This is a genomic window from Meiothermus sp. (assembly GCF_025060375.1).
Lineage (GTDB): Bacteria > Deinococcota > Deinococci > Deinococcales > Thermaceae > Meiothermus.
The window spans coordinates 1-25112 of the sequence record NZ_JANXCG010000090.1; the positions used below are offsets into that span (position 1 = coordinate 1).

Annotated in this window: 22 protein-coding genes and 1 pseudogene; 10 read left to right on the forward strand and 13 right to left on the reverse strand. The window is 63.1% G+C overall.

Going from position 1 to position 25112, the window contains the following annotated elements; genetic code table 11:
• The 6 genes and pseudogenes from NZ849_RS10690 to NZ849_RS10715 form a co-directional block, all read left to right on the forward strand.
• Positions 1–232: pseudogene (locus NZ849_RS10690) on the forward strand (hypothetical protein); the annotation flags it as partial.
• Positions 233–237: 5 nt separating this feature from the next.
• Positions 238–450 carry a hypothetical protein gene (locus NZ849_RS10695; protein WP_295407131.1) on the forward strand — a complete coding sequence of 71 codons (213 nt, stop codon included), beginning with the start codon at positions 238–240 and terminating at the stop codon, positions 448–450.
• Positions 451–530: 80 nt separating this feature from the next.
• Positions 531–2438: an alpha-amylase family protein gene (locus tag NZ849_RS10700; RefSeq protein ID WP_295407135.1), complete on the forward strand. Its 1908-nt coding sequence runs from the start codon at positions 531–533 to the stop codon at positions 2436–2438.
• Positions 2439–2447: 9 nt separating this feature from the next.
• A complete protein-coding gene (locus NZ849_RS10705) occupies positions 2448–4034 on the forward strand; it encodes an alpha-amylase family glycosyl hydrolase (RefSeq protein ID WP_295407137.1) in 1587 nt (528 codons plus the stop codon).
• Positions 4031–4483: a low molecular weight protein-tyrosine-phosphatase gene (locus tag NZ849_RS10710; protein ID WP_295407140.1), complete on the forward strand. Its 453-nt coding sequence runs from the start codon at positions 4031–4033 to the stop codon at positions 4481–4483. The genes NZ849_RS10705 and NZ849_RS10710 overlap by 4 nt, the downstream gene beginning before the upstream one ends.
• On the forward strand, positions 4470–5249 hold the full coding sequence (locus NZ849_RS10715; RefSeq protein ID WP_295407143.1) for a fructosamine kinase family protein: 780 nt from the start codon (positions 4470–4472) through the stop codon (positions 5247–5249). The genes NZ849_RS10710 and NZ849_RS10715 overlap by 14 nt, the downstream gene beginning before the upstream one ends.
• Here NZ849_RS10715 and NZ849_RS10720 read toward each other — a convergent pair.
• From NZ849_RS10720 to NZ849_RS10770, 11 genes are all read right to left on the reverse strand, one after another.
• Positions 5246–6403 (reverse strand): hypothetical protein, encoded by a 1158-nt coding sequence (locus NZ849_RS10720; RefSeq protein ID WP_295407273.1) that lies wholly within the window; start codon positions 6401–6403, stop codon positions 5246–5248. The two genes, NZ849_RS10715 and NZ849_RS10720, sit on opposite strands and share 4 nt — an antisense overlap.
• Positions 6404–6472: 69 nt before the next feature.
• Positions 6473–7891, reverse strand: coding sequence for a sigma 54-interacting transcriptional regulator (locus tag NZ849_RS10725; RefSeq protein WP_295407146.1), 1419 nt, complete (start codon positions 7889–7891; stop codon positions 6473–6475).
• Positions 7888–8508, reverse strand: coding sequence for a lactate utilization protein (locus NZ849_RS10730; RefSeq protein WP_295407149.1), 621 nt, complete (start codon positions 8506–8508; stop codon positions 7888–7890). Before NZ849_RS10730 ends, NZ849_RS10725 begins: the two co-directional genes overlap by 4 nt.
• Before the next feature lie 94 nt (positions 8509–8602).
• Complete coding sequence (locus tag NZ849_RS10735) at positions 8603–10918, reverse strand: glycoside hydrolase family 3 C-terminal domain-containing protein (protein WP_295407152.1); 2316 nt, start codon at positions 10916–10918, stop codon at positions 8603–8605.
• Positions 10919–10920: 2 nt separating this feature from the next.
• Complete coding sequence (locus NZ849_RS10740; RefSeq protein ID WP_295407155.1) at positions 10921–12132, reverse strand: Bcr/CflA family multidrug efflux MFS transporter; 1212 nt, start codon at positions 12130–12132, stop codon at positions 10921–10923.
• Between the two features lie 68 nt (positions 12133–12200).
• On the reverse strand, positions 12201–12965 hold the full coding sequence (locus NZ849_RS10745) for an ABC transporter ATP-binding protein (protein ID WP_295407158.1): 765 nt from the start codon (positions 12963–12965) through the stop codon (positions 12201–12203).
• Positions 12962–13942, reverse strand: a complete 981-nt coding sequence (locus NZ849_RS10750; protein ID WP_295407161.1) for an ABC transporter ATP-binding protein — start codon at positions 13940–13942, stop codon at positions 12962–12964. Before NZ849_RS10750 ends, NZ849_RS10745 begins: the two co-directional genes overlap by 4 nt.
• A complete protein-coding gene (locus NZ849_RS10755; protein WP_295407165.1) occupies positions 13942–14736 on the reverse strand; it encodes an ABC transporter permease in 795 nt (264 codons plus the stop codon). The genes NZ849_RS10750 and NZ849_RS10755 overlap by 1 nt, the downstream gene beginning before the upstream one ends.
• A gap of 41 nt (positions 14737–14777) precedes the next feature.
• Positions 14778–15779, reverse strand: a complete 1002-nt coding sequence (locus NZ849_RS10760) for an ABC transporter permease (RefSeq protein ID WP_295407168.1) — start codon at positions 15777–15779, stop codon at positions 14778–14780.
• A 103-nt stretch (positions 15780–15882) separates the two neighbouring features.
• Positions 15883–17454, reverse strand: a complete 1572-nt coding sequence (locus tag NZ849_RS10765) for an ABC transporter substrate-binding protein (RefSeq protein ID WP_295407171.1) — start codon at positions 17452–17454, stop codon at positions 15883–15885.
• 275 nt (positions 17455–17729) lie between these two features.
• Positions 17730–18752: a LacI family DNA-binding transcriptional regulator gene (locus tag NZ849_RS10770; RefSeq protein WP_295407174.1), complete on the reverse strand. Its 1023-nt coding sequence runs from the start codon at positions 18750–18752 to the stop codon at positions 17730–17732.
• Positions 18753–18892: 140 nt separating this feature from the next.
• Between NZ849_RS10770 and NZ849_RS10775 the strand changes: the two genes are divergently transcribed.
• Together NZ849_RS10775 and NZ849_RS10780 are read left to right on the forward strand one after the other, a co-directional pair.
• Positions 18893–19306: a bacteriohemerythrin gene (locus tag NZ849_RS10775; RefSeq protein WP_295407177.1), complete on the forward strand. Its 414-nt coding sequence runs from the start codon at positions 18893–18895 to the stop codon at positions 19304–19306.
• Between the two features lie 40 nt (positions 19307–19346).
• Positions 19347–19571: a hypothetical protein gene (locus NZ849_RS10780; protein WP_295407179.1), complete on the forward strand. Its 225-nt coding sequence runs from the start codon at positions 19347–19349 to the stop codon at positions 19569–19571.
• Positions 19572–19585: 14 nt separating this feature from the next.
• Here NZ849_RS10780 and nth read toward each other — a convergent pair whose 3' ends face one another.
• Together nth and proS are read right to left on the reverse strand one after the other, a co-directional pair.
• Positions 19586–20197 carry an endonuclease III gene (gene nth, locus NZ849_RS10785; protein ID WP_295407182.1) on the reverse strand — a complete coding sequence of 204 codons (612 nt, stop codon included), beginning with the start codon at positions 20195–20197 and terminating at the stop codon, positions 19586–19588.
• Between the two features lie 80 nt (positions 20198–20277).
• Positions 20278–21711, reverse strand: a complete 1434-nt coding sequence (gene proS / locus NZ849_RS10790; protein WP_295407185.1) for a proline--tRNA ligase — start codon at positions 21709–21711, stop codon at positions 20278–20280.
• A gap of 229 nt (positions 21712–21940) precedes the next feature.
• On the opposite strand from proS, the gene NZ849_RS10795 reads away from it, so the two are divergent.
• Both NZ849_RS10795 and NZ849_RS10800 read left to right on the forward strand, forming a co-directional pair.
• The gene (locus NZ849_RS10795; RefSeq protein WP_295407188.1) at positions 21941–24517 is read left to right on the forward strand and encodes a S8 family serine peptidase; all 2577 of its coding nucleotides are present in this window, start codon (positions 21941–21943) and stop codon (positions 24515–24517) included.
• Positions 24518–24574: 57 nt separating this feature from the next.
• Complete coding sequence (locus NZ849_RS10800) at positions 24575–25099, forward strand: GNAT family protein (RefSeq protein ID WP_295407192.1); 525 nt, start codon at positions 24575–24577, stop codon at positions 25097–25099.
• The last annotated feature ends 13 nt before the right edge of the window (positions 25100–25112 follow it).

Genomic DNA, 25112 nt, shown 5'->3' on the forward strand with positions numbered 1-25112 from the left:
TTGGATGTTCCGGCTGGATGGCCTGAAGGTAGCGGTTCACGGGGGCTGGGGCGAGATTGGCGGCAATCAGATTGTCCTCGAGGCCCCCGAGGGCAGCGTGCTGCTGGACTTTGGCCGCTCCTTCTCCCGCTGGAACCGCCACTTCACCGAGTTCCTGACCCCCGCAGCGGCCTGGGGCTGCGCGACCTGCTGGCCCGACAGTATCTGCCCTGGGCGCTTGCAGGCCTGGTAGCGGCTTTGCACAAGCAGCTCCCAAGGGCCCTTTGCGGTGGGCAACCTCGAGCTTCGTGGACCGCCCACGACTACCCAGAGGCCCTGCGCCTGCTGGCCCAGGGCCAGGTGCGGGTGGAGCCCCTCATCACCCACCGCTTTCCCCTGAGGGAGGCCCATGCGGCCTTCGCTCTGGCCTTGCAGCGGGAGCGAGCGGTAAAGGTGCTGCTCCTGGGCTAGCCCCAACCCCCACCGGACCCCATCCCCAGGCGGGGAAGGCACCCCCCCAAAGCAGGGGCTGGCTTAGAATGTAGACGCGAATGGAGAGAGGGACTTTCCTGGCCCGCCTTTTGGAAAGGCTTCCAGACCTCGAGGTCTACCGCGCCGCCGAGCTGGAAGCCCGGGTGCACCGCCACCTCCCCGACCTGCTCGAGGGGCTGCAGGCGGTCTACCCAGAGGCCGAAGAGGTGGCCCTGCGGGCCGCTGAGGTGCTGGGGCGAAACCTGGCCGAGCGCCCGCCGGATTTGCAGGCCCTGGACCTGCGACGCATTCACACCCCGGACTGGTTCCAAAAACCCGAGATGTGCGGCTACATCGCCTACACCGAGCGCTTCGCCGGGAACCTGCGGGGGGTGGCCGAGCGCATCCCCTACCTGAAGGAGCTGGGCGTCCGCTACCTGCACCTGATGCCCCTTTTGCTCCCCCGCGAAGGCGAGAACGACGGGGGCTACGCGGTGGCCGACTACCGGCAGGTGCGCCCCGACCTGGGGACCATGGACGACCTCGAGGCCCTCTGCACCCGGCTCCGCCAGGAGGGCATCAGCCTCTGCTTGGACCTGGTGCTCAACCACGTGGCCCGCGAGCACCCCTGGGCCCTGGCCGCCCGAAGGGGCGACCCCCGCTACCGCGCCTACTTCTACATCTACCCCGACCGCACCCAGCCCGACGCTTTCGAGCGCACCCTGCCCGAGGTCTTCCCCGACTTCGCCCCCGGCAACTTCACCTGGGACGACGAACTGGAGGGCTGGGTCTGGACCACCTTCAACCGCTGGCAGTGGGACGTGAACTGGAGCAACCCCGAGGTGTTTCTGGAGTACCTCGACCTGATTTTGTGGCTGGCCAACAAGGGGGTGGAGGTCTTCCGGCTAGACGCCATCGCCTTCACCTGGAAGCGCCTGGGTACGAACTGCCAGAACCAGCCCGAGGTACACGCCCTCACCCAGGCCCTCAGGGCGGCGGTGCGCATCGGGGCCCCGGCGGTGGCCTTCAAGGCCGAGGCCATCGTGGCCCCCGAAGACCTGATCGCCTACCTGGGCACCGGGAAGCACTACGGCAAGGTCTCGGAGCTGGCCTACCACAACACCCTGATGGTGCAGATCTGGAGCAGCCTGGCCAGCCGCGACACCCGCCTTTTCACCCAGGCCCTGCAGCGCTTCCCGGAGAAGCCCCCCTCCACCGCCTGGGCCACCTACCTGCGCTGCCACGACGACATCGGCTGGGCCATCTCCGACACCGACGCCGCCGCGGTGGGGCTTGACGGGGCGGCCCACCGGCGCTTTCTGGCCGACTTCTACCAGGGCGACTTTCCCGGTTCCTTTGCCCGGGGCCTGCCCTTCCAGGAGAACCCCCAGACCGGCGACCGGCGCACCTCGGGGATGGCGGCCAGCCTGGCGGGGCTCGAGGCCGCGCTGGAATCGGGCAACCCCCGCCTGGTTAACCTGGCCATAGAGCGCCTTCTGCTGGCCCACGCGGTTTTTATCGGCTACGGCGAGGGCATTCCGCTTATCTACATGGGCGACGAGCTGGGCCTGCTCAACGACTACAGCTATACAGAAGAACCAACCCATAAGGACGACAACCGCTGGCTGCACCGACCCCAGATGGACTGGGCCAAAGCAGAAAGGCGCCACCAAGAAGGCACGATTGAACACCGCCTCTTTCACGGCATCAAGGGGCTTCTGGAAGCCCGTGCCCGCATTCCTCAGATGCACGCGGCCTTCCCTACCCGGCCCCTTTGGCAGGCCAACCCCCACCTCCTGCTCCTGAAGCGAGAACACCCCCTAGGCCCCCTGGTACAGGTCTACAACTTCAGCGAGGAGGAACAGCCCTTTCCCTTTGAGGCCCTGCGTCGAGAGGGCCTGGTCCAGCCCTTTGACCGGATTACCGAGGCTCCCGCTCCGGCCTACCTGCGGCCCTACGAAAGGCTCTGGCTCATCCAACGCCCTTGAGGGATACCTATGTGGTGGAAAACCGCAAGCATCTACCAGATCTACCCCCGCAGCTTCCAGGACTCCAACGGCGACGGCATCGGCGACCTGCCGGGCATCCGCCGGCGGCTGGGCTACATCCGCGACCTGGGCTTCGACGCCATCTGGCTCTCGCCCTTCTACAAAAGCCCCATGAAGGACTTCGGCTACGATGTGGCCGACTACTGCGACGTGGACCCCATCTTCGGCACCCTAAAAGACTTTGACGAGCTGCTGGCCGAAGCCCACCGGCTGGGCCTCAAGGTGCTGATAGACTTCGTGCCCAACCACACCTCCGACCAACACCCCTGGTTTTTGGAGTCGCGCTCGTCCCGCGACAACCCCAAGCGCGACTGGTACGTCTGGCGCGACCCGGCCCCAGACGGCGGCCCCCCCAACAACTGGATGTCCTTCTTTGGCGGGCCTTCCTGGAGCTTCGACGAAAGGACCGGCCAGTACTACCTACACCAGTTCCTGCCCGAGCAGCCCGACCTCAACTGGCGCAACCCCGAGGTGCGGAAGGCAATGTACGATGTAATGCGCTTCTGGCTGGACAAGGGCGTGGACGGCTTCCGCGTGGATGTGCTCTGGCTGCTGGTGGAGGATGCCCTCTTCCGCGACGAGCCCGACAACCCCGCCTACCAGCCCGGCCAGATAGACCGCTTCCGCCACCTGCACATCTACCAGGAAGACCAGCCCGAGACCCGCGAGATCGTGCAGGAGATGCGGGCCGTGCTGGACGAGTATCCAGGGCACCGGGTAATGGTAGGGGAGATTTACCTGCCCTACGAGAAGCTGATACCCTACTACGGCACCGCCGAGCGCCCCGGCTGCCACCTGCCCTTCAACTTCCACCTGATTTTTAGGGGCCTCTCCCACTGGACCGCCGAGAACATCCGCGCCATTGTGGAGGAGTACGAGCGGAGCCTGCCGCCCTTTGCCACCCCCAACTGGGTGCTGGGCAACCACGACCAGCCCCGCCTGGCAAGCCGCATTGGGCACGACCAGGCCCGCGTAGCCGCGATGCTACTCTTCACCCTGCGGGGCTCGCCCACCTGGTACTACGGGGACGAAATTGGCATGGTGAACGGGCAGATTCCCCCCGAAAAGGTGCAGGACCCCGCCGCCCTGCGCCAGCGGGGGGCCGCCGGTGAGCACGGCCTCGACCCGGGCCGCGACCCCGAGCGTACCCCTATGCAGTGGAGCGGCTTCGCCTACGCTGGCTTCAGCACGGTAGAGCCCTGGCTGCCGGTGAACCCCGACTACGTGGAGCGCAACGTGGAGGTGCAGGACGCCGACCCCTTCTCCATGCTGACCCTGGTGCGCACCCTGCTGGTGGTGCGCAAGGAGACCCCTGCCCTCCTGCATGGCGACTACCAGAGCTACAAGGCTCCGCCGGGGGTCTTCGCCTATCTGCGCGGGGGCGAGGTGCTGGTGGCCCTGAACTTCACCGGCGAGGCCCGGCAGCTTTCCACCCCAGGCGGGGAAATCCTGCTCTCGACCCACCTCGACCGCTATGAGAAGGTGGAAGGGGTGCTGGAGCTCCGGCCCCACGAAGGCGTTATCGTAAAGCTATGACCCGGGTGCTCTTCGTCTGCATGGGCAACATCTGCCGCAGCCCCATGGCTGAGGGCATTCTGCGGCGCAAGCTCAAGGAGCGCGGCTTGGAGGGGCAGTTCGAGGTGGACTCCTGCGGCACCGGCGGCTGGCACGAAGGCGAACCCGCCGACCCGCGCACCGAGTGGGTCCTGGCCAAGCACAACGCCCTCTTTCCCCACACCGCCCGTCGGGTTCGGGCCGAGGACCTGAGCTACTTTGACCACGTCTTCGTCATGGACTACGACAACCTACACACCCTCGAGCGCATGTTCCCTGAGCACAAGGGAAAAGCCCGGCTGATCCTCGAGCTAAACGGCGGCGGCGAGGTGCCCGACCCCTACTACGGCGGTCTGGAAGGATTCGAGCGAGTTTACCAGATGTTGGACGAGGCCATTGAGGCCTTTCTGAACGCCCATGCACCCCGCTGAAATCCTGCGTCGGGCCCAGCTCCCACAGCACCCCGCCCAGCCCCTCCCCGGGGGGGACACAGGCCAGGTTTGGCGGGCTGGCCCCTACGTGGTCAAAACCCACCCGGATCCGCCTGCAGGCCTTTTTCCGACCGAGGCCCGCGGTCTACAGGCACTCCAGGGTGCCGGGGTGCGAACCCCCCGGGTCTTCTGGGTGGGCGAGGAGGGGCTGGTGCTGGAGTACCTGCCCCAAGGGAGGCCTTGCTGGCCTGCCCTGGCCGAGATGCTGGCCCGCCTGCACCGCCACAAGGCCCCCACCTACGGCAGTCCGGCCCCGGTCTACCTGGGCCGGTTCGCCCTTCCAGAAGGCACCTCGGACAGCTGGGCTCGCTTCTGGGTGGACAAACGCATAAAGCCCCTGCTCGAGGCCACCTGGAAGAAACTCGGGAACCTCGCGGCCAGGGTGGAAGCAGCCCTGGAAGCCCCCCTCCCGCAGGAGGGCCCAGTGCTCATCCACGGCGATCTCTGGCACGGCAACGTGCTGCACGCCCGAGGGGGCCCTGTTCTGCTCGACCCTTCAGCCTGGTGGGGGGAGCGGGGGGTTGACCTGGCCATGATGCGCCTCTTTGGCGGCTTCCCCCAGGAATTCTGGCGGCACTACCAAGCCCACTACCCCATTCCCCCAGAGGTGGAGGCCGCACTGCCCCGCTACCAGCTTTACTACCTCCTGCTCCACCTCCACTTCTTTGGCCCTAGCTACTTGCCGGCTATCGCCCGCATCGCCTAGTTGCGGCTCACCTTACGGTTCAAAAAGTCCATCAGCACGTACTTGCCGATGTTGGCCGGGGTGGTCAGGTAGGCCTTGCCCCGGGTGATCTGGGTGATCTTTTTGACAAAGGCCAAAAGCTCGGGCTCCCGGGCCAGCATGAAGGTGTGGATGGGGATGCCCTCCTTGCGGGCCAGGGTAGCCTCCTTGAGGGTCTCAGCCAGGATGACGGGGTCCAGCCCCCAGGCGTTCTTGTAGATCTGCCCTGAGGGAAGGGTAAGGGCGGAGGGCTTCCCGTCGGTAATCATGATGATCTGCTTCATCTCCCCGCTCATCTTGCGGAGCATCTTGCGCGCCAGGCGCAGGCCCTCGGCGGTGTTGGTGTGGTAGGGCCCCACCTGCACGGTGGGCAGCCGGCCCAGGGGCACCTCCTCGGCGCTGTCGTGGAAGATACCAAAACGCACCTGGTCGCCCGGATACTGGGTGCGGATAAGGTGGGCGAGGCCCAGGGCCACCCGCTTGGCCGGGGTAAAGCGGTCCTCGCCGTAGAGGATCATGGAGTGGGAGCAATCCAAGAGCACCACCGTGTTCATGGCCGCGGTGTACTCGGAAAGCTCAACCACCAAGTCTTCCGGCTCTAGGTTGTCCAGACCCTTCATCACCAGGTTTTTCAGGGTCTCCCCAACCTGTAGGTTGGGCTGGTCGCCAAACTCGTAGGGCTTGGTCTCGCCGCTGGACTCCACCCCCGGGGCGTAGTGCCGGGTGGGATGGGCGCCGGGGGCATTCTTCCCCAAAGCGCCAAGCAGGGCCCGCAGGCTCCTCAGGCCCAGGAAGTCCACCGATTTGTTGGTGAGCTCAATGCGGACCTCCTGGGCTTCCCCCTGGAAACCTTGCCCCGCCCCGGGCGGCTCGCCCTCGGGCAGCCGGATGTACCCCTCATCCTGCAGCCGCTGAATGAGCTTTTGGATCTCCCGATAAAGCCGGGTCTCCTCCTTACGGTTGGCAAAGCGGGCCTCCCTGAGCCACTCCTCGGGGATGCGGTCCTGCTGTAAGAGGGCCTGCAGCAACGCGTCGTAGAGGTCTTCCAGGGTGGGAACACGGCTGGGGTCGGGCTGGTAGCGGTTGTAGGGGTCGGAAAAGCCCGAGTCCATGAGGAAGTCCTGGATCATCTCCATCAGGTCGGCCCCGGTGAGGTCATCAAAGCCAGGCTCGTACTTGGAGTAACGGACGCGCACGGCTCCTCCCTAATTCCCGCTGCCCCATCGCTCGCCTCGCTCCAATGGGGCGCTGTAGCTTTCCTCTCCCCGGGCAATCTTGCGCCGGCCGGCCAGGCCTTCCAGGACAAACTCGGCCGCCGCCACCAGGGCCTCGGGGGTGGCCTGTGGCTCCAGCCTCCGGGCTACGGCCAGCAACCCCGGAACCTTCTCCATCTCCCTCAGCACCGCCCTAGCCCCAGCCTCGGGCAGGGTGAGCAGGTGGCCCTCGGCGAAGTACTGCACCACCTCGTCGGTGGGAAGCCCCCGGGCCCGCTCGCCGTAGGCCATGGCAAAGGCCTTCTGCAGCAGGTCCTTAGCTACCCGCTCTGCTCCTTGCAGCTCCCCTTCGTACTCCAGCTCAATCTTGCCGGTGATGGCCGGGAGAGCCGCGTAGAGGTCAAGCGGCCTGGCCACCGGGCGCTCGCCGAAGCGCAAGGCTCGCCGCTCGGCGTTGGAGACCACCAGCTCCAAAAGGCTTATGGAAAGCCGCTGGGAGACCCCAGAGGTCTTGTCCACCCGCTTATCCTCCCGCGCCACAAAGGCCACTGCCTCAGCCGCCTCGGCCACATAGGCCGGCACGTAGATGCCCTCCTCGCGGGCCACCCAGGCCTCCTGACGGGTGATGGCCAGGCCCTCCTCCAGGGTGCGCGGGTAGTGGGTGCGGATCTCCGAGCCGATGCGGTCCTTGAGGGGGGTGACGATCTTGCCGCGAGCGGTGTAGTCCTGGGGGTTGGCGGTGAAGGTAAGCCAGACGTCCAGGGCAAGCCGCACGGGGTAGCCCCGGATCTGCACATCCCCCTCCTGGAGGATGTTGAAAAGCGCCACCTGAACCTTGGGGGCCAGGTCGGCCACCTCGTTCATGGCAAAGATACCCCGGTTGGCCCTGGGCAGAAGCCCGTAGTGAACAGCCTCTAAATCGGAAAGCCCGCTGCCTCGCCGGGCCGCCTTGATGGGGTCTATATCGCCCAGGATGTCGGCCACGGTGGTATCGGGGGTGGCCAACTTCTCCACGTAGCGCTCCGAACGGGGAATCCAAACAATGGGGGCTTCCTCGCCGGCCTCCTCCAGAAGCCGCTTGGCCTCCGCCGAGAGGGGGAAGAGGGGGTTGTCGCGCAGTTCAGTGGGCAAAGCCGGGATCTCCTCGTCCAGAAGCTCGGTGAGCTGGCGCAGGATGCGGCTTTTGGCCTGGCCTCTGAGGCCCAGCAGGATGAAGTTGTGCCGGGCCAGGATGGCGTTGACCAAAGCGGGGATGACCGTGTCGTCGTAGCCGTGAATACCGGGGAAAACCCGCTCACCGGAGCGGAGCTTGGCGATGAGATTCTCCCGTGCCTCGTCCTTGACGCTGCGGCGAAGCTTTTCCAGGGGGTAGGTGCGCCTCAGCTCGCCTAGGGTCCGGGCCTTGTTCATTGTTTCAGTTTAGCCTGGGGGGCCTCGGGCGTCTGTAAATCAGATTGGGATTGGTCCACCAAGGCCACCACCAAGCGCCCCGGCCCGTGCACCCCCCTGACCATGATCTGCCCGATGTCCGCAGACTTGCTGGGTCCCGAGTGGAGCCCCAAGACCGAAGGCAGGTGGGACAAGGATGAAAGCGCCTCGTAAAGCGTGGCGTAGACCCTATCTCCGGGGACAAAGACCAGATGGGTAGGGGGCAGAAGCTGAACGCGACGCCCCTCGCGGCTGCTCAAAACCACTGTACCCGTCTCGGCCACTGCCCCCAGGGCCCAGGAGACCCCGAGGGGGGCCTCCTCTGGTGGGCGCAGCGGGAGGGCAGGGCGAAGCGCAGCGGGGAGGCCGTCCCCCAGGGCTACCCCATCAAAAGTCTGGGTGAAGACCGCCAACCAAGCCCGTGCGGCCTCGAGGTCCTCCAGCACCACCGCCTCGGCCCCATTCTCCTCCAGCCGCCTCAGCAGGAGGGCGCGGGCTTCGGCCGGGCCCAGAGTGGCGGGGTTCAGAGGGGGAGGCAGCTCGAGCTGGGGGCGGTGCTCAAGCGCCCGGCGAATTCGCATTAGGATGCGCTCGCGCATAGCCGCAGTCTAGTGGAACAGGCCAACCGCCGCCACCCCACCTTCGGCCGGAAGGCGCCACACCCTTTACGCCTCCGACCCGGAGGCAGGTCAACTAGAGGGCCCGGCGCCCTTCGCCCGAAGCCTCCCCATCCACCAAAACCCCATCCCGCACCCGGCGGAGCAGATCCCGCACCATTACCTCGGGCGAGGTGGGCAGCCTTTCGGACTGGAAGTCCAGCAGGCTGCGCAGGGGCATGTCCAGAAGGAAGCCCATCAGGTCCATCCCAATAAAGGTCTCCCCTTCCTCCAGGCCGAAAGCGGCGCGAATTTGGGGCAGCATCTCCTCCAAAAAAGGCTCCATGACCTTCCGGCCCCGCTTGTCCTGAAGCCACTCGCGCAGGGTAGACTCCTCGTTGAGCAGGGAAGGCCAGTCCCGGGTGGCCTCAAGCACCACCGTTTGGCGCAGCCGGATGTCGGCGGAGGAGGCCCCTACCAGGATCTCGTACTCCCCTTCCTCGGCCACCCAGTCCTTCAGGCCAGGGTGGTAGTAGGCAAAGGCCCGGTAGTCAAGCTCTACCTCTACGGTCTTGGTCTCGCCGGGCTCGAGGGCCACCTTCGCAAAACCCTTGAGCTCCTTGGGCGGCCTCGGTAGGCTCGATTGGGGGTCGCGCACGTACACCTGGACCACTTCCTTCCCAGCCACCTGGCCGGTATTGGTCACCTCAAAGGCAACGCGCAGGCCCTCGGTATCCTTGAAGCGGGAAGGGCAGCGCAGGTTGGCGTAGCGGAAGGTGGTGTACGAGAGGCCGTGGCCGAAGGGAAACAGGACAGGCAGCTCCTTGGCCTCGTAGTAGCGGTAGCCGATGTAAATTCCCTCGCCGTAGCGCACCTCCCCGTTCTCGCCGGGAAAGTTGAGGTAGGCCGGGGTGTCCTGCAAGCGCATCGGGAAGGTCTCCGCCAGCTTGCCGGAGGGATTGATCCGGCCAAAGAGGATGTCGGCGATAGCCCCAGCCCCTGCCTGGCCCATCAGCCAGCCCTGCAGAACCGCCCCCACCCCCCCGATCCACGACCGCATGTCCACCGCCGAGCCGGTGTTCAAGACCACCACCGTGCGGGGTTGGGCCTGGCTCACCGCCTGGATAAGCGCCTCCTGCTGCGGGGTAAGCCCCAGAAAAGGGCGGTCGTAGCCCTCCGACTCCACCGCGGGGGGCAGGGCTACGAAGACCAGGGCCACCTCGGCCGCCCGGGCCTGGGCCACCGCTTCCTCAATGAGCCTGGGGTCTTCGGCGAGGCCCTCAGGGTATCCCTCGGCGTAGGTAACCTGGGCCTCCCCAGCCACCCTGCGCAGCTCCTCTAGAGGGATGTCCACCCGGGTGGGGTTCACGTTGGAGCTACCCCCACCTTGGAACTGGGGATGCAGGGCCGAGCGACCAATCACCGCGATCCGCAGGGGGTTCTTCAAGGGCAGCAGGCCCTCGTTCTTCAAGAGCACCATTCCCTCCGCGGCAGCCCTTCGGGCCAGGGCATGGTGGGCCTCGGCGTCAAACTGGCCCCCCTTGGGGGTGGCCTTGGCCCGGAAGACCACCCGCAGGATGCGGCGCACCGCCTCGTCCAACCGGGCCTCCTCCAGGCGGCCCGAGCGCACCGCCTCCACCAGGGCCTGGGTGAAGCGGGCCTTGGGGCCAGGCATGGCCAGGTCAAGGCCCGCCTCCAGGGCCGCCACCCGGTCCACCACCGCCCCCCAGTCGGAGACCACCAGCCCCTCAAAGCCCCACTCGTCCTTGAGCACCTGCTGCAGGAGGTAGCGGTGCTCGGAGGCGTAGGTGCCGTTTACCTTGTTGTAAGCGCACATCACCGTCCAGGGGCGGCCTTTTTTGACCGCAATCTCAAAGCCGGTCAGGTAAATCTCGCGCAGGGTGCGCTCATCCACCCGCACATCAATCCGCAACCGCTGGTACTCCTGGTTGTTGGCCGCGTAGTGCTTGAGGGAGGTGCCCACCCCCTGGGACTGAACCCCCTGGATGTAGCTGGCGGCCAGCTCTCCAGCGAGGTAGGGGTCTTCGGAAAAGTACTCGAAGTTGCGACCGCACAGCGGGCTTCGCTTCATGTTGTTGCCTGGGCCCAGCACCACGTCTACCCCCAGGGCAATGGCCTCCCGGGCGATGGCCGCCCCTACCTCCCGCAAAAGCTCGCGGTCCCAGGTGGCGGAGAGGCAGGAGGCGGTGGGAAAAGCTGTGGCAGGAAGGCTCTTGGTTCCCACCGCATGCACATCGGCCACCCGCCGGAGCCCGTGGGGCCCGTCGGAAACCACCATCTCAGGGACCCCCAGTCGGGGAATGGCCAGGGTGGTCCAGGCGCTGGCCCCGGTGCAAAGGGCGGCTTTTTCCTCCAAGGTCATCTGACGGAGAATTTCCTCTACTTCAAGCATGGTCAACTCCTGAGAAGGTTTTGGCTCGTGCGCAACAAAACCTGAAACATCCAGAAAAACCCCAAGGCCAGGCCATAACAGGCCGCAATGGTGAGGGCCATGGGCAGGGCCGAAGCCTCAGGGAAGAGCCCCAGCAGGCTCCCGGCCAAGGCCCCGGTGCCCGAACCCATCGCCCCCAAAAGGGAGGAGGCCAGTCCAGCCCGCTCGGGGTAGGGCTCCATGGCCAGAGCCTGGGCGTTGGGCCGCACCAGGCCCATCCCCCCCACGCAAACGAAGAGGGCTGCCCAAACCCCCAGCATTCCCCCAGCCCCGCTGGCCGCGACCAAAACCAAACCCAGGGCTGCTCCCACCATCAGAACCATGGCCCCGACCAGGATGCGGCGGCTCGAGCGGCGCCGGAGCAGAAGGGCGTTGAGCTGGGAGCTGAGAATCAGGCCAAGGGCGTTCAGGCCAAAGATAAAGCCAAAGTGCTGCGGCGAAACCCCATACACCCCGATAAACACTGGCGAGGCCGCGCTCAGGTAGGTGAAGAAGCCTGCCCCCATCAGGCTGTTGGGCAGGGCATAGGCCAGAAAGGCCCGCTCGCGCACCAACCGGAGGTAGTCGCCTAGGGCAGCCCAGAAGGGGCTCTGGGTACGTCGGGCTGGGGGGTGGGTTTCGGGAAGGGCCAGCCCCACCAAGCCCAAGCACAAAAAGCCAAACAGGGCCAGCAGCACAAAGATCGCGCGCCAGTCAAAGTAGAGGAGGACCTGCCCCCCCACCAAAGGCGCCAGAATGGGGGCCACCCCCATCACCAGGGTCAGGTAGGAGATGACCTGGGCAGCCTGGCGGCCCCGGAAAAGGTCGCGCACGATGGCCAGGGTGGTGACCATCCCCACCGAACCCCCGAGCGCCTGCAAAAAGCGGAAGAAGACCAATAGGGGCATGGAGGGGGCCAGCGCGCAACCCAGCGAGGCCAGCGCGAAAAGGCCGGAACCCACCAGCAAGGGCCGCCGCCGCCCCACCCGGTCGCTCAAGGGGCCGTAGAAGAGTTGACCCAGGGCGAGCCCCAGAAAGTAGACGGCCATGGTCTGGTGTGCTTGAGGGCTTTGGAACTCCTGGGCAATGGTGGGCAGGGCCGGCATGTAGAGGTCGGTGGAAAGGGGGCCGTAGGCAGCCAGGGTGCCAAGGATGAAGATTAGGCCCAAAGAAGGGGTTTTGGAGGCAGATTCCACAGAATTACCCCGAAGCAGAGCGCACGAGCGCTGATGCCGGGTATACCATGGCTGGGCCGGGCACAATGTCATCCGTGGAACCTGGGCACGTCGGATAAAAGGCGCTTGGTGTAGGGGTGCTGGCTTTGCTCTACCACTTGCTCCACCGGTCCTTCCTCTACTACCTCTCCTCGGTACATCACCAAAATGCGGTCGCTCAAGTAGTAGGCCTGGCCAATGTCGTGAGTGATGAAAATAATGCTCATTCCATGCTTTTGGCGCACATCCTTGAGCAAATTGAGCACGGTAGCCCGAAGGCTTGCGTCCAGGGCAGAGGTAGGCTCATCAGCAACCAACAGCCGAGGGCGAAGCATAATTGCCCGAGCGACCATGACCCGCTGGCGCTGTCCTCCTGAGAGCTGGTGGGGATACTTTCCCAAAATCCTCTCCGGCTCGAGCCCCACACTTTGCAGGGCCAAATGCATACGCGCTTTGCGCTCCTGAGTAGGAAGAGGTCCAAAAAGGGTCAGGGCTTTTTGCAATAGACGCTGTACACTGTAAAACTGGTTGAACGCGGCATAGGGGTCCTGAAAAACCGCCTGGACGCTACGCCAATACGTCCGCAGAGGTATGCGCTGCACATCCTGACCCTCCAGAAGCATCTGGCCTTCAGTGGGCGAAAGAAGCCGCAGAATTAAGCGGGCTAGAGTAGACTTGCCCGAGCCGCTCTCGCCTACCACCGCCACGATTTCTCCCGGAGCCAAGTCAAAGCTCACCCCTTTTACCGCCTGCAAAGCCCGCTTGCCACTCCCAAAGGTGCGACTGAGGGCTCTTACTTGCAGAAGGCTCTTCACGCCGACATCCCCTCCAACAACCAGCAAGCTGCAAAACGCTCTTTATCACCGAACGGAGGTGGCTCCAGCTCCCTACAGCGGGCCCAGGCATATCTACAACGGGGCGCAAAGCGGCACCCTGGCGGGGGGGCTCGCAGGTCGGGCGGGGTCCCTTCAATCCCCTCCACACGCCTTTGGCGAATGTAGGGTTCGGGTACCAGCACAGCCTCCACCAGGGCTTTGGTGTAAGGGTGGCGTGATGCCTCTACCATCTCCCGGCTCGGTCCTAACTCCACCACCTTTCCGGCATACATGATGGCAATGCGATCCGCAACATTGCGCAACAAGGGCAGGTCGTGAGCAATGAAGATAACCCCTTCAATCACCCTCTGTTCTAGAAGCTCTCTAAGCAGCTTGACCACCGCTTTCTGGCTCGAGACGTCCAAAGCTGAGGTAGGCTCATCGGCAATCAACACTTTGGGATTGAGCAAAGTGGAAATCACCGTGACCACCCGCTGGCGCATGCCTCCTGAGAGCTGATGGGGGTAAGCCTCGAGCACACGGACAGGCAATCCAAGCCGCTCAAGACGCTCCTGGGTGCGCGCATAGGCTTCTTGGGGAGTGGTTTTAGGCTGATGGGCCCGAATGACCTCCAGAGCAATTTCGCGGATCCGAGCTGTGGGGTTCAAGGCATTTAAGGCACCTTGGGGGAGCATCGCCACCTTGCAACCGCGCAACTCACGGGACAAGCGATGCTCCTGTGCAAGGTGATAAATCGTTCCGTCCAACCAAAACTCCCCCTGTTCTACCCAAAGGGGAGGGCGGGCCAAAAGGGCCAACACCTGGGCCAAAGTAGACTTTCCACAACCCGACTCTCCCGCAATCCCCAGAACCTCCCCACGGCGTAGTTCCAACGAAACGCCATCCACTACCCGAACCCTTTGTCCACCTTGAACATAGGCGGCACAAAGGTTCTTCACGCTCAGCAGAGTCTCCATCAGGCCCTCCGTAGACGAGGATTGAACACTTCATCCAGACTCGACTGAAGCAGCAAAAGCGAAAACGATATTGCTGTGAGAAGCAGTGTAGGAGGCAAAAAGGCCCAGTAAGCCCCGGTGCGAATGGCCTCACCTTGAATGGCGAGCTGCAGCATTTTGCCTAAGCTAATGGTGTTATCCGGCCCCAAACCCAACAAGCTCAATGCAGCCTCGCTTAGGATAGCGCTGGCTAGTTGAAGCACAAAAGCCATGAAGATGTAGCTGAACATGTAGGGCAGAATCTCCCAAAGAATGATAGAAAAAACGCTAGCTCCTGAAAGGCGGGCTATGTCTACGTGTTCGCGAACACGCAAAGATGCGGTTTGGGCTCGGACAGCTCGAGCTGTCCAAGGCCAGCTCGTAACGCCGATGATCAGAGCTAGCGAAACCAAGGTGCGTGACTCCAGCGCTACCGACAGCAGGATTAGAATCACAATGGTCGGGATGGTGATGACCACGTTGGTAAAGCCCATCAACAGCTCATCCACCACACCCCCCAAAAACCCTGCCAAGGTGCCAATGAACACACCAATTGCGGTAGCCACCAAACCCGCAATCAGCCCTATCTTTAGGGAGGTACCCAGCCCATGCATGAGCTGCAAAAAGACATCGTTGCCAATGACGTCGGTACCCAAAATGGCGTTAGCCGAGGGTGGGTCATAGCGACCCCCTACCGCAAAGAGTGGGTTGCGGGTGTCCAGCATTGGCCCCAACACCGCAAAGGCCACCACCAAAAGGAGCACTGCCACGCTCACACGAAAGCGCCCCTTGGATAAAAGCTGAGCCAAAAGTGAATTCATCGCTCACCTACCTGCGCCGAGCGGATTCGGGGATCAATCAGGCCATAGGTTAGGTCTATGATGAAATTCGCTGCCAGAACGGCCACCGTGACCAAGAGGGTGATTCCTTGGATGAGGGGGTAATCGTTTTGACGGATAGCGGTAAAAAGAAGGCTTCCAATGCCAGGGTAGGAAAAGACCACCTCGGTCAACAGTGCACCGCCCACCAACGAACCAATGGCTAGGGCTAGTCCGGTGACCTGTGGCAGCATAGCGTTGCGAAAAATACTCCAAACAATCCGACGGTCACTTACGCCTAAGCTACGGAGGTAATGAACATAATCAGCGCTAAGCTCATAGATGGCCATGGAACGCATCCCCACCGCCTGTCCCCCAATCAGGACCAACACCAAGGACAAAAAGGGCAGCGTGTAGTGGTGTAAGACATTGAGGATAAAGTCCAAACTTAGGTGAGGAGTGGTGCCGGGAGCATAACCACCAAAGGAAGGGAAAAGCGGCAGGGCTACCGAAAAGGCATAAAGAAGCAGAATGGCCAAGCAATAGTAGGGAATATTTGAAAGGGTCAAAAAACCCAAAAAGGCCCAACGGTCCACCCAGCCTCCTCGATAAGCGGCCAGAACTCCTAACCAATTGCCCAAAATCCAGCCCAGCAGAATGGCTGGGAGCTGCAAGGCCACTGTCCAGGGTAATGAGGCCGCAATCAGGTCGGCTACCTTAGCGGGATAGTTGCCAAAGGAGGTCCCCAAGTCTCCCTGCAAGAGATTGCCCAGGTAGTTTAGGAACTGCTCCAAGGGAGGGCGGTCCAAGCCAAATTCCCTCAGAAAGGTTTGGTACATCTGCTGACGGGCCTCCCCTTCACTCCCACCCCCTTGGGCCATGCGGGCCACAATGGTGTCCACCGGATTCCCTGGTATCAATCGCGGCAGGAAGTAGTTAAGCACCACCGCAGCCAGAAAAGCCATGAAGTACCAGGCGGCCTTGCTCAAGGCGTAGCGCAAAAACGGGTTTATCCTTCACCTCCTTTTTTGGAGGTGCCCCAGACCTTATCGGGTTTAGGGCACCCCCAACAAAAATGCCTCACCTAGCGCATCCCTACCTAATTCAGCGGTTCTTTATTTTGTAAAGAATCCGCACACCGGCCCCGCTGTGCATGGGCGGTGCGTAGGGATTGTTGGCATTGGGGAAACCGGTCCAAACCGTTTCGTTGTATTGGAAGAACTCGAGCGGCCGATACATCAGTGGAATGACCGGCACGTCGGCCATGAAGATCTTGTCCAGCTCGCCATAAAGCTGCTTAAGCTCTGCTTCGTTGGTGGTAGCAGCGGCCTTGTCCAAAAGTTCCCCTACCTTAGGGTTGTTGTAGCGGTTGTAGCCCCAGAAAGCAGTTTGTCCCACTGGAGGCACGTCCCGTCCGTCCAGCACATCACGGAAGCGCTGCCACGGGCTGGCTGGTCCTACCCCACTCACGAACCAAAGCCCTAGGTCAAAAGTGCCATTGGCCATATTCTGGTTGGCCACCGGATATTCCGGAAACTCGGTACGAAGGTCAATCCCCACTGCGCGAACATTGGATGCTACGATCTCCAAAGCCTGGTTCCAATCGGTCCATCCAAAGGGACATTGCACTTTCCAAGGACCAAGCCGGGTGCCGTCAGGGAGCACATAAATACCATCTGAGCCCTTCTTCGCTCCAAGCTCCTTCTCCAAAATTTCCACTGCCCTTCTGGGGTTAAAGCTCCAGCCGTTCTGCCGAACCCGCTCGGCATCAAAGAACTTTTTCTCACTGCCCTCGGGCAAGATAAGGCTCGAGTTCACTGGCACCGAGTAGTTGGACATTGCGGTCTGGGCAATAAGGGGATAGTTGATAGCATAGGCAATGGCCCGGCGCACCAAGGGGTTGTCAAGCCCTTTTTTGTTAACGTTTATGAAGATGATGGGAAGATGACCAGGGAGATGATAAGGGGGCTGTTTGAGCCATGTGGAAACCGGCAGACGCTTTTGCTGCCACATCTTCCAAATCTCAGGTACAAACTGCTGTGAAAGGTCAAGCTGGCCTTGCTCCAGCGCCAGGTTGCCGGCCTCATTGGACTTGAAGATGGGGTGTACAATGTAGCGGGGCGCGGGCAAGCCCCAAACCGAGCGACCCCAGTAGTTGGGATCTCGCTCCAACACGATACGCTCGTTGTTGTACTCCTTGAGCTTGTACGGCCCTGAGCCCACCGGGCGTAGGTTAGCAAATTGCAAAATGGAGCGCTCAGTCTTCTCCACCTCCGACCAAATGTGCTCTGGCAAAATGGCTACACTGGCCAGATAGTGGCGCACCAAACCAGGGTTCGGCTTGCGGGGGTTGAGCTGAATGGTTACCACCGTAGGGCTGCTTGCGCTTACCGAACTCACGTAGTCCCAAAAGGTCCTGTACCCCACGGAATGGCGTTTGGCTAGCTCAAAGGTATAGACCACATCCCGGCTGGTGAGGGGCCTCCCATCCTGCCAGCGGGTGCCGTTGCGCAGGGTAACGCGAAAAGTGGTGGGGTTAGGGGTTTCCAGGCGCGCCGCAAGCTGAGGCTCTAAAGCCCCACTCAACATGTTGTAGACAAAAAGGGTTTCGTAAAGAAGCTGGCTGCCAAAGGCAGTGGGAGCAGTGTTCGGCCAAGCCGCCCCAGCTTGAGCCATCAAGGGGTTGAAGTTTGATGGAGGCCCCCACTGTAACCCCCCTACATACAGCGTTTCCTTACGGGGCAGCGGCTGAGCCTGAGCCCCTCCCAAAAAAGCCAGAAAGCTGAGAACAAAAAGCCAAACTTTACCCACGGTTCACCTCCTTGCACAAAGGACCTCGGTAGACTTCAAGGTGCAAAACAACACCTGCCCATCTGCGGATGGTCGGCCAACGTGCCTGAGCGCCCAATACCTTCTCTAAAAGACCTTCCTCACCCAAGCCCTGCCCAGGGCTACGCCATCACCTCCTTTGCCCTTGCGGTGGTAGAACGCACCACCAGCTCGGTAGAAAGGGTGATCCGGCTGGTAGGGGGTCGGACCCCACGCAGCATGGCCACCAAAAGGCGCGCCGCCGCTACCCCCATCTGGTAGAGCGGCTGGCGGATGGTGGTAAGGGGTGGATAAACCTGGCTGGCCTGGGGAATGTCGTCGAATCCAACGATAGAGACATCCTCTGGGATGCGCAGGCCCATTTGTTTGGCCGCCTCCATCACGCCAAAGGCCATCAGGTCGTTGGCAGCAAAGACTGCGGTGGGCGGCTGGGGCAAAGAGAACAAATGTTGACCCGCCGCAAAACCGCTGGGCTGCTGAAAGGTACCTTGGACCACCAAGGACTTATCAAAGGGCAGACCAGCGGTTGCCAGGGCCTCCTTATAGCCCTTTAACCGAGCCGCTGAAGCTCCAAAGCCTTTCGGCCCAGCCACGTAGCCAATCCGCCGGTGGCCCAGCTCCAGGAGGTGAGCCATGGCCTGGCGGGCCCCTGTGTAGTTATCCACGTCCACAGAGGGCAACAGGATTTGCTGACCCCGGTGGTCTATTACCACCACTGGAACCCCCGCTTGCTCCACCGCCAAGAGCATCCGGTCTGGGGTTTGGGGCAGAATCAGCAAAAGGCCATCCGTCAGACTTTGCAAAAAAGCCACCTGCTGCTGCTCACGGGCAATATCCGAGGCGGTGGAAATCAGCATCTCCATCCCCACCGCCCTCAGCTCATCGCTGGTGCCGCGCACAATTTCCCCCACAAACTGAGTGGTGAGGTCGGGTACCAACATCCCTACGGTTTGTGTGCGTCCTCCAGCCAGGCTGCGGGCCGCCAGGTTGGCGGTATAGCCGAGTTCGCGAATGGCCTGTTCGACTCGAGCCCGGGTCTTCTCCGAAACATTGGGGCGTTGGTTAATCACATTAGAGACTGTGACAGTGGAGACCCCGGCAAGATGCGCTACGTCTTTCAATGTGGCTTTGCGAACCCTCTTCATGCGACTTGGCTTAGTAGCTGCTTTTTGATTAAGCGGTAAGTTAAGCGATTAATCTGCCCTTGTCAAGTCCACTCCTGAAAAACCGGACCAGGACATTCTTCACACCCTTCAGCACCTAAAATCCAGCCCGTGGAGGGAGTATGCCCATAGAGTGGAGCGAGCGGTACGCCGTGGGTGAGGCCCGCGTGGATCGCCAGCACCAGAAGTTGTTTGAGTACATCAACCGGCTCGAGCGGCTGGTAGAGGAGGCCCAAAGCCAGCCCCTGGACCAAGAGGAGGTGGAGAACGTATTCGCCTTCCTCGAGGCCTACGTCCACACCCACTTCGCCTACGAGGAACTGTGTATGGCCCTAAGGGGCTGCCCGGTAGCTCAGAGGAACAAAGAGGCCCACGAAAGGTTCCTGGACTTCTGGACCGACTTCAGCCGCAAACACAGCCCAAAAACTGTGGACCCCCAGGCCCTGGAGCGGCTTCACGCCGCCCTCTCTGGCTGGCTCACCCAGCACATCTGCAAAGTCGACGTGGGTCTGCGGAAGGCTCCACCCCCAGCCTGAGGCTTAGCCTCCTCATCCCCAGGGGGCCTACCCTATGGGCATGAGAGGCTTTTATCTCCCCAGGGGTCCGCTGGGGCTGTTGGTCCTGCTCTTAGCGGGGTCGGTGGGGTTTTTCCTGGTCCTTTGGCTCCTCGCCACCTTCTGGGTGCTGGCCCTGGGGGCCGGGCTGGTAGGGGCCCTGGCCTACAGCTGGCGCCGCCTGGAGGCCCGGCTCCGGCCCCGCCGCTGGCGGCGCCTACCCGTGCGGCTGCGCCGCTGGGAATGAGCACCCCAGCCCAGCTACCAAGCCCCTCGGCTCAGGCAATCGGCATAAAGGGGGCACTCCTGGCATTTTGGCTTGCGGGCCGTGCAGCGGTAGCGACCGAAGAGGATCAGGGCGTGGTGCACGTAGACCCACTTGTCCATGGGGAATAGCTGCTCCAGCTCGGCCCCAATTCTCTCTGGCGTTCTGGCCTCGGACAACCCCAGCCGCCGGGCTAGCCGGGTCAGATGGGTGTCCACTGCAATCCCCGGCACCCCAAAGGCCGCCCCCAGCACCACCGTGGCGGTCTTCCAGCCCACCCCGGGCAACTCTTGAAGGCTGGCCTTGTCCTTTGGGACCTGCCCACCGTACTTTTCCACCAGCCTCTGGGCCAGACGGACCAGGTTCCTGGCCTTGGAGCGGTACAGGCCGATGGTTTTGATGTAGGGCTCCACCTCCTCTGGGCGGGCCTGGGCCAAGGCAAAGGCGTCGGGGTAGCGCTGGAAGAGGGCCGGGGTGGCCTTATTCACCGAGGCATCGGTGGCCTGGGCTGAGAGCACTGTGGCCACCAGCAGTTCAAAGGGGTTGCGGTGAACCAGCTCGGTGGCGGCCTGGGGATAAAGCCGCTCCATCACCGCCAAAACCCTCATGGCCCGCGCCCTCCTGGCCTCCAGCGAGCTACCCGGGTCGTTCCGCGGCCCCTTGCTCCCCTTAGCTGCCCGGGCCATCTTCAGTACGCCTTGGCGAACAAAACGCGCTTGCCGTAGGCGCTGGGCCGGCCACAGCGGATGCAGAACCCCTCCGCTTCGGGCTCATCAAAGGGGATGCAGCGGGTGGTAGCGGTGGTCTCGGTCTTAATCTGCTTCTCGCAATCCGCATCGCCGCAGTGAAAAGCCCTCACAAAGCCTCGCTCAACCCTCTCCCTGAACTCCCCGTAGCTGTCCACCGTCCAGGTGTGCGCTTCGCGAAACTCCAAGGCCCGGCGGTAAAGGTCTTGCTGGAACTGCTCGAGCCGCTCCTTGAGGCGTTCAGCCAACCCCTCCTGCCTCAACGTCTCCTTGCCCCCCAGGCGACTGGCCAGCACCACCGTGCCCTCCTCCACATCCCGGGGACCCAGCTCGAGGCGGAGCGGCACCCCCTTGAGTTCCCACTCGTTGAACTTGTAACCCGGGCTGTACTGGTCGCGATCGTCAAGGTGAACCCGAATTCCACTGCCTTTCAGCTCCCGGACCAGCGCCTCGGCAGCTGAGAGCACCCGCTCCCGGGTCTCGCCCCTGTAGATGGGAACCACCACCACCTGGATGGGGGCCAGCCTAGGCGGCAGGATGAGGCCTCTGTCGTCGCCGTGGGTCATTACGATAGCCCCGATCACCCGGGTAGAGAAGCCCCAGGAGGTGGTGTGAACATACTTGTTCTGCTGGTCCTTGTCCTGAAACTGGATGTCAAAGGCCCGGGCAAAGTTCTGACCCAGGTAGTGGGAGGTACAGGACTGGAGGGCTTTCCCATCGCGCATCATGGCCTCGTAGCTCAAGGTATACACCGCACCGGCAAACTTCTCCGACTCGGTCTTGAGGCCCTCCCAGCCGGGAATGGCACACCACTCCCTCAGCACCCTGGCGTAAATCCCAGCCATACGCCGCGCCTCCTCCTCGGCCTCTTCCCGAGTAGCGTGGGCGGTATGGCCCTCCTGCCACAAAAATTCGGTGGTGCGCAGGAAAGGCTTGGTGCGCAGCTCCCAACGCACCACGCTGTTCCACTGGTTCAGAAGCTGCGGCAGGTCGCGGTAGGTGCGAATCCACTTGGCCCACATGTAGCCAATGATGGTCTCGGAAGTAGGGCGCACCGCCAGGGGCTCCTCCAAGGCTTCACCTCCGGCCTGGGTCACCACGGCCAGCTCGGGGGCAAAGCCCTCTACGTGCTGGGCCTCCTTCTGTAGGAAACTTATGGGGATAAAGAGGGGAAAGTAGGCGTTTTGGTGGCCGGTTTCCTTGAAAAGCCGGTCCAGCTCACGCTGCAAATTCTCCCAGATGGCGTAGCCGTAGGGCCTGATGACCATCGTCCCGCGCACCGGTCCATAGTCCACCAGGTCGGCCCTCAGGACCACCTCGTTGTACCACTCGTTGAAGTCCACCGACTGAGGGGTGATGCCCTTCTCCTTCGCCATACCGACCCATCATAGCGGATGGGCTGCGGCGCGGGTCCGGCCGCCCAAGCCCTTTTCGTAACGAAATGGGAGTCTAAGAAACGCATGGGTAACTTTCCTCATTAACCCTGCGGCCCCATAGGCTGACCTATGATTCTTGGTGCCTTCACATCTAGCGGAGGAGCCAGGGAAGACGCCCGCGGTCAAGTTGGGCTGAAAGGCACCTCATCGGAGGCTAGAAAAGAGCAGTATGCAAAGGTTGGCTTTGGTGGGTTTGCTCATCTTGCTGGCGGCCTGCAGCCTCAAAAGCGGCCAGCCCAGCCCAGAGGTCATAGCCAGCTTGCCTGGACAGGGCGGGGGGCAGATGGTGGACGAGACCCCCACCCGTTGGTTCGTGGAGCTAGAGGGCGGAGCGCTCAGCGACGGGGTTAGCCTGCAGAGCATTCAGGCGCAGCACACCGCCTTCCGGCAGGCTGCCGAGGCCGCTGGGGTTAGGATTCTTTTTGCCTACAGCGAACTCTTCAACGGCTTCTCGGTGGAGGTGCCGGCCAACAACCGGAAGATGCTCTACACCCTGCCCGGGGTGGAGGGAGTCTACCCGGTGGGCACCTTCAAGCTGCCCCCCCGGGAGCCCGCCAATCCCAACCTGGCCAGCGCCCTCACCCAGACGGGAGCCGACATTGCACAAAACGACCTGGGCCTTACCGGCCGGGGGATAAAGGTGGGCATCATCGACTCGGGGATTGACCTAGAGCACCCAGCTTTCGCGGGCCGCATCGTGGACGGCTACGACTTTGTGGGCGATGACTACGACGCCTCTAACCCGGCCAGGTCCACCCCCGTCCCGGACCCCAACCCCGACGACTGCAACGGCCACGGCACCCATGTGGCGGGGATTGTAGGGGGCAAGGACAGCCAGATTACCGGGGTGGCCCCTGGGGTTAGGTTTGGCGCCTACAAAGTGTTCGGCTGCGAAGGCTCCACCAGCGACGACGTAGTCCTGGCCGCCCTCGAGCGAGCTGAGCGGGCCGGCATGGATGTGGTCAACATGAGCCTGGGCTCGCCCTTCGGCTGGACCGTGCTGGGCAAGGCCGTTACCAAGATGGTCAAGCGTGGCACTGTGGTGGTGGCCTCTGCCGGCAACAACGGTAACCTGGGCCTCTTTGCCACCGGCGACCCAGCGGCCACCGAAGGGGTCATCAGCGTAGCCTCGTTTGACAACATCAGCGTCAACGCACAGAAGGCCATCGTGAACGCCACCGGCAACCCACTGGGCTACCTGGTGCTGGGCGGAGCCGAAGCGCCCCCCACCAGCGGCACCAGCGCCGAGGTGGTCTGGATCGGCCGAGCCTGCAACGCCGATGCCCTCCTGGCCAACCCAACAGGCAAGGTAGCCCTGATTGAGCGAGGGGCTTGCACCTTCAACGAGAAGTACCAACGGGCGGTGGCCGCTGGAGCGGTTGGGGTCATTATCCACAACAACGTTGCGGGCCTCTTCGCCGGGGGCGGCGTGGCGGGCGTGGGGGGTGTCTTTGGCATCAGCATCTCCCGGGAGGATGGCCTGGCCCTGCGGGCCCTCACCGCCCCCACCACCCTGACCTGGACGCCCGACACCACTTTGGTCGCCAACCCCACCGGCAACCTCATCTCCAGCTTCAGCTCCTGGGGTCTGAGCCAAGACCTCGAGCTCAAACCCGACCTGGGGGCCCCCGGCGGCCTGATCCGCTCTGCAGTGCCCTTGGAGCAGGGCGGTTACGCCATTCTGAGCGGCACCTCCATGTCGGCGCCCCACGTAGCCGGCGCGGTGGCCCTGCTGTTGGAGGGAAATCCGGCCTTCTGGCGGCATCAGCGCCCCAGCGAGGTGCGCAAGTACCTGCAGAACACCGCCATGCCCAAGCCCTTTGCCCTGGCCCCCGCCAGCGGCTTTCCCGAGACCAGTTACCGCGGGGGCGCGGGAATGATTGACATCGTGGCGGCGGTGCAGAACCGGGTGACCGTAACCCCCTCGGTCATCTCCTTTGCGGCCAAGGCCGGGCCCCACACCGAGCGGCTGGTCCTCAAGAACCGCAGCAACGTACCCCTCATCTACCGACCAGTGCACCTGCCGGGTCCCTCGGCCCAGGGAAGCATCTACGCGCCCAGCTTTACCACCGCGGTGGCCGCGGTGAGCTTCAGCCACACCCAGATCACCGTTCCGGCCCGGGGCGAGGCCACCCTGACCGTGACCATCACCCCGCCTCCAGGCCTGCCCAACAGGGGCCTATACGGCGGGTATGTGCTGCTCGAGCCCGTGGGCGCGGGAATCAAGATGAACGTGCCCTACGTGGGTATGCAGGGCGGCTACCAGGCCATCCAAATCCTAACCCCCACCAGCCTTGGCCTCCCCTTGCTGGCCCGGCCCAACGCCGCAGGCACCGGCTATGACCCCCTGCCCACGGGGGGCACCTTCACCCTTCAGGGCAACGACATCCCGGTCATCCTGGCCCACTTCGAGCACGGCGCCCGGGTCTACGAACTGGCCATTCTGAACGCGGCCACCGGCGCCCCCATCCACCCCAAGCACAGCCTAGCCGACTACGCCGAGTACACCATCCGCAACACCAGCGCCAACGGCTTCTTCGCCATTCCCTGGGATGGCACCCGCATCAGCAAGTACAAGAAGGAGGACGTCTACGGCAGCAATGTGCGCATTCCAGCCGAGTTCCAGCCGGTGCCCAACGGGCAGTACCGGCTGCAGATCCGCGTTCTGAAACCCCACGGCAACGAGCGTAATCCCGCCGATTGGGAGACCTGGACCTCGCCCACCATCACCCTGGCCCGGCCCTGACGGCAGGCCCCTCCGCCCCCTCCCCTGGGGAGGGGGCTTTTCCTATGCTTAGAAGAAATGGAACTCCGCGGCCCCCGCGTCCGGCTTCGCCCTCCCCACCCCGAGGACACCCTGCCCCTTTTCGCCCTGATGTCCGACCCGGCGCTCGCGCCTTGGGTCTACTGGTCTCCTCCCCAAAACCCCCACCCGACCTACACCTATCTGGAGAGCCTCCGCCACAAGGAGGGCTTTTTCATCGTGGAGTTCGAGGGCCAGCCCATAGGGGTTGTCGGGCTGCATCTGGACTGGCCCAACAAGCTGGGCGAAACGGAAACCTGGCTGGGCCGGCCCTACTGGGGACGGGGGCTCAACACCGAGGCCAAGGTGGTGCTTCTGGACTTTGCGTTTGGCCCCTGGGATTTGCGCCGTGTTCAGGCCATCGCCCACACGCAAAACCTGCGGTCGCAGCGGGCCTTGGAAAAACTGGGTTTCAGACGCGAAGGCCTTCTGCGCCGCTGGCGGTGGATTCGCGGAGAGCCCTGGGACTTCTACATGTACAGCCTGCTGCCCGAGGAGTGGTTGAGCTGCCGGCCCGCCCCCTGAGCCGGGCGGCTTC

Excerpts from the sequence above, each read along its gene's own strand:
- NZ849_RS10710 (WP_295407140.1), top strand. The coding sequence starts at position 4,031 with ATGACCCGGGTGCTCTTCGTCTGCATGGGCAACATCTGCCGCAGCCCC.
- NZ849_RS10715 (WP_295407143.1), top strand. The coding sequence starts at position 4,470 with ATGCACCCCGCTGAAATCCTGCGTCGGGCCCAGCTCCCACAGCACCCC.
- NZ849_RS10750 (WP_295407161.1), bottom strand. The coding sequence starts at position 13,942 with ATGGAGACTCTGCTGAGCGTGAAGAACCTTTGTGCCGCCTATGTTCAA.
- NZ849_RS10735 (WP_295407152.1), bottom strand. The coding sequence starts at position 10,918 with ATGCTTGAAGTAGAGGAAATTCTCCGTCAGATGACCTTGGAGGAAAAA.
- NZ849_RS10800 (WP_295407192.1), top strand. The coding sequence starts at position 24,575 with ATGGAACTCCGCGGCCCCCGCGTCCGGCTTCGCCCTCCCCACCCCGAG.
- NZ849_RS10705 (WP_295407137.1), top strand. The coding sequence starts at position 2,448 with ATGTGGTGGAAAACCGCAAGCATCTACCAGATCTACCCCCGCAGCTTC.
- NZ849_RS10700 (WP_295407135.1), top strand. The coding sequence starts at position 531 with ATGGAGAGAGGGACTTTCCTGGCCCGCCTTTTGGAAAGGCTTCCAGAC.
- NZ849_RS10795 (WP_295407188.1), top strand. The coding sequence starts at position 21,941 with ATGCAAAGGTTGGCTTTGGTGGGTTTGCTCATCTTGCTGGCGGCCTGC.
- NZ849_RS10725 (WP_295407146.1), bottom strand. The coding sequence starts at position 7,891 with ATGAACAAGGCCCGGACCCTAGGCGAGCTGAGGCGCACCTACCCCCTG.
- NZ849_RS10775 (WP_295407177.1), top strand. The coding sequence starts at position 18,893 with ATGCCCATAGAGTGGAGCGAGCGGTACGCCGTGGGTGAGGCCCGCGTG.
- NZ849_RS10765 (WP_295407171.1), bottom strand. The coding sequence starts at position 17,454 with ATGGCTCAAGCTGGGGCGGCTTGGCCGAACACTGCTCCCACTGCCTTT.
- NZ849_RS10770 (WP_295407174.1), bottom strand. The coding sequence starts at position 18,752 with ATGAAGAGGGTTCGCAAAGCCACATTGAAAGACGTAGCGCATCTTGCC.
- NZ849_RS10730 (WP_295407149.1), bottom strand. The coding sequence starts at position 8,508 with ATGCGCGAGCGCATCCTAATGCGAATTCGCCGGGCGCTTGAGCACCGC.
- nth (WP_295407182.1), bottom strand. The coding sequence starts at position 20,197 with ATGAGGGTTTTGGCGGTGATGGAGCGGCTTTATCCCCAGGCCGCCACC.
- NZ849_RS10720 (WP_295407273.1), bottom strand. The coding sequence starts at position 6,403 with ATGGAGATGATCCAGGACTTCCTCATGGACTCGGGCTTTTCCGACCCC.
- NZ849_RS10780 (WP_295407179.1), top strand. The coding sequence starts at position 19,347 with ATGAGAGGCTTTTATCTCCCCAGGGGTCCGCTGGGGCTGTTGGTCCTG.
- proS (WP_295407185.1), bottom strand. The coding sequence starts at position 21,711 with ATGGCGAAGGAGAAGGGCATCACCCCTCAGTCGGTGGACTTCAACGAG.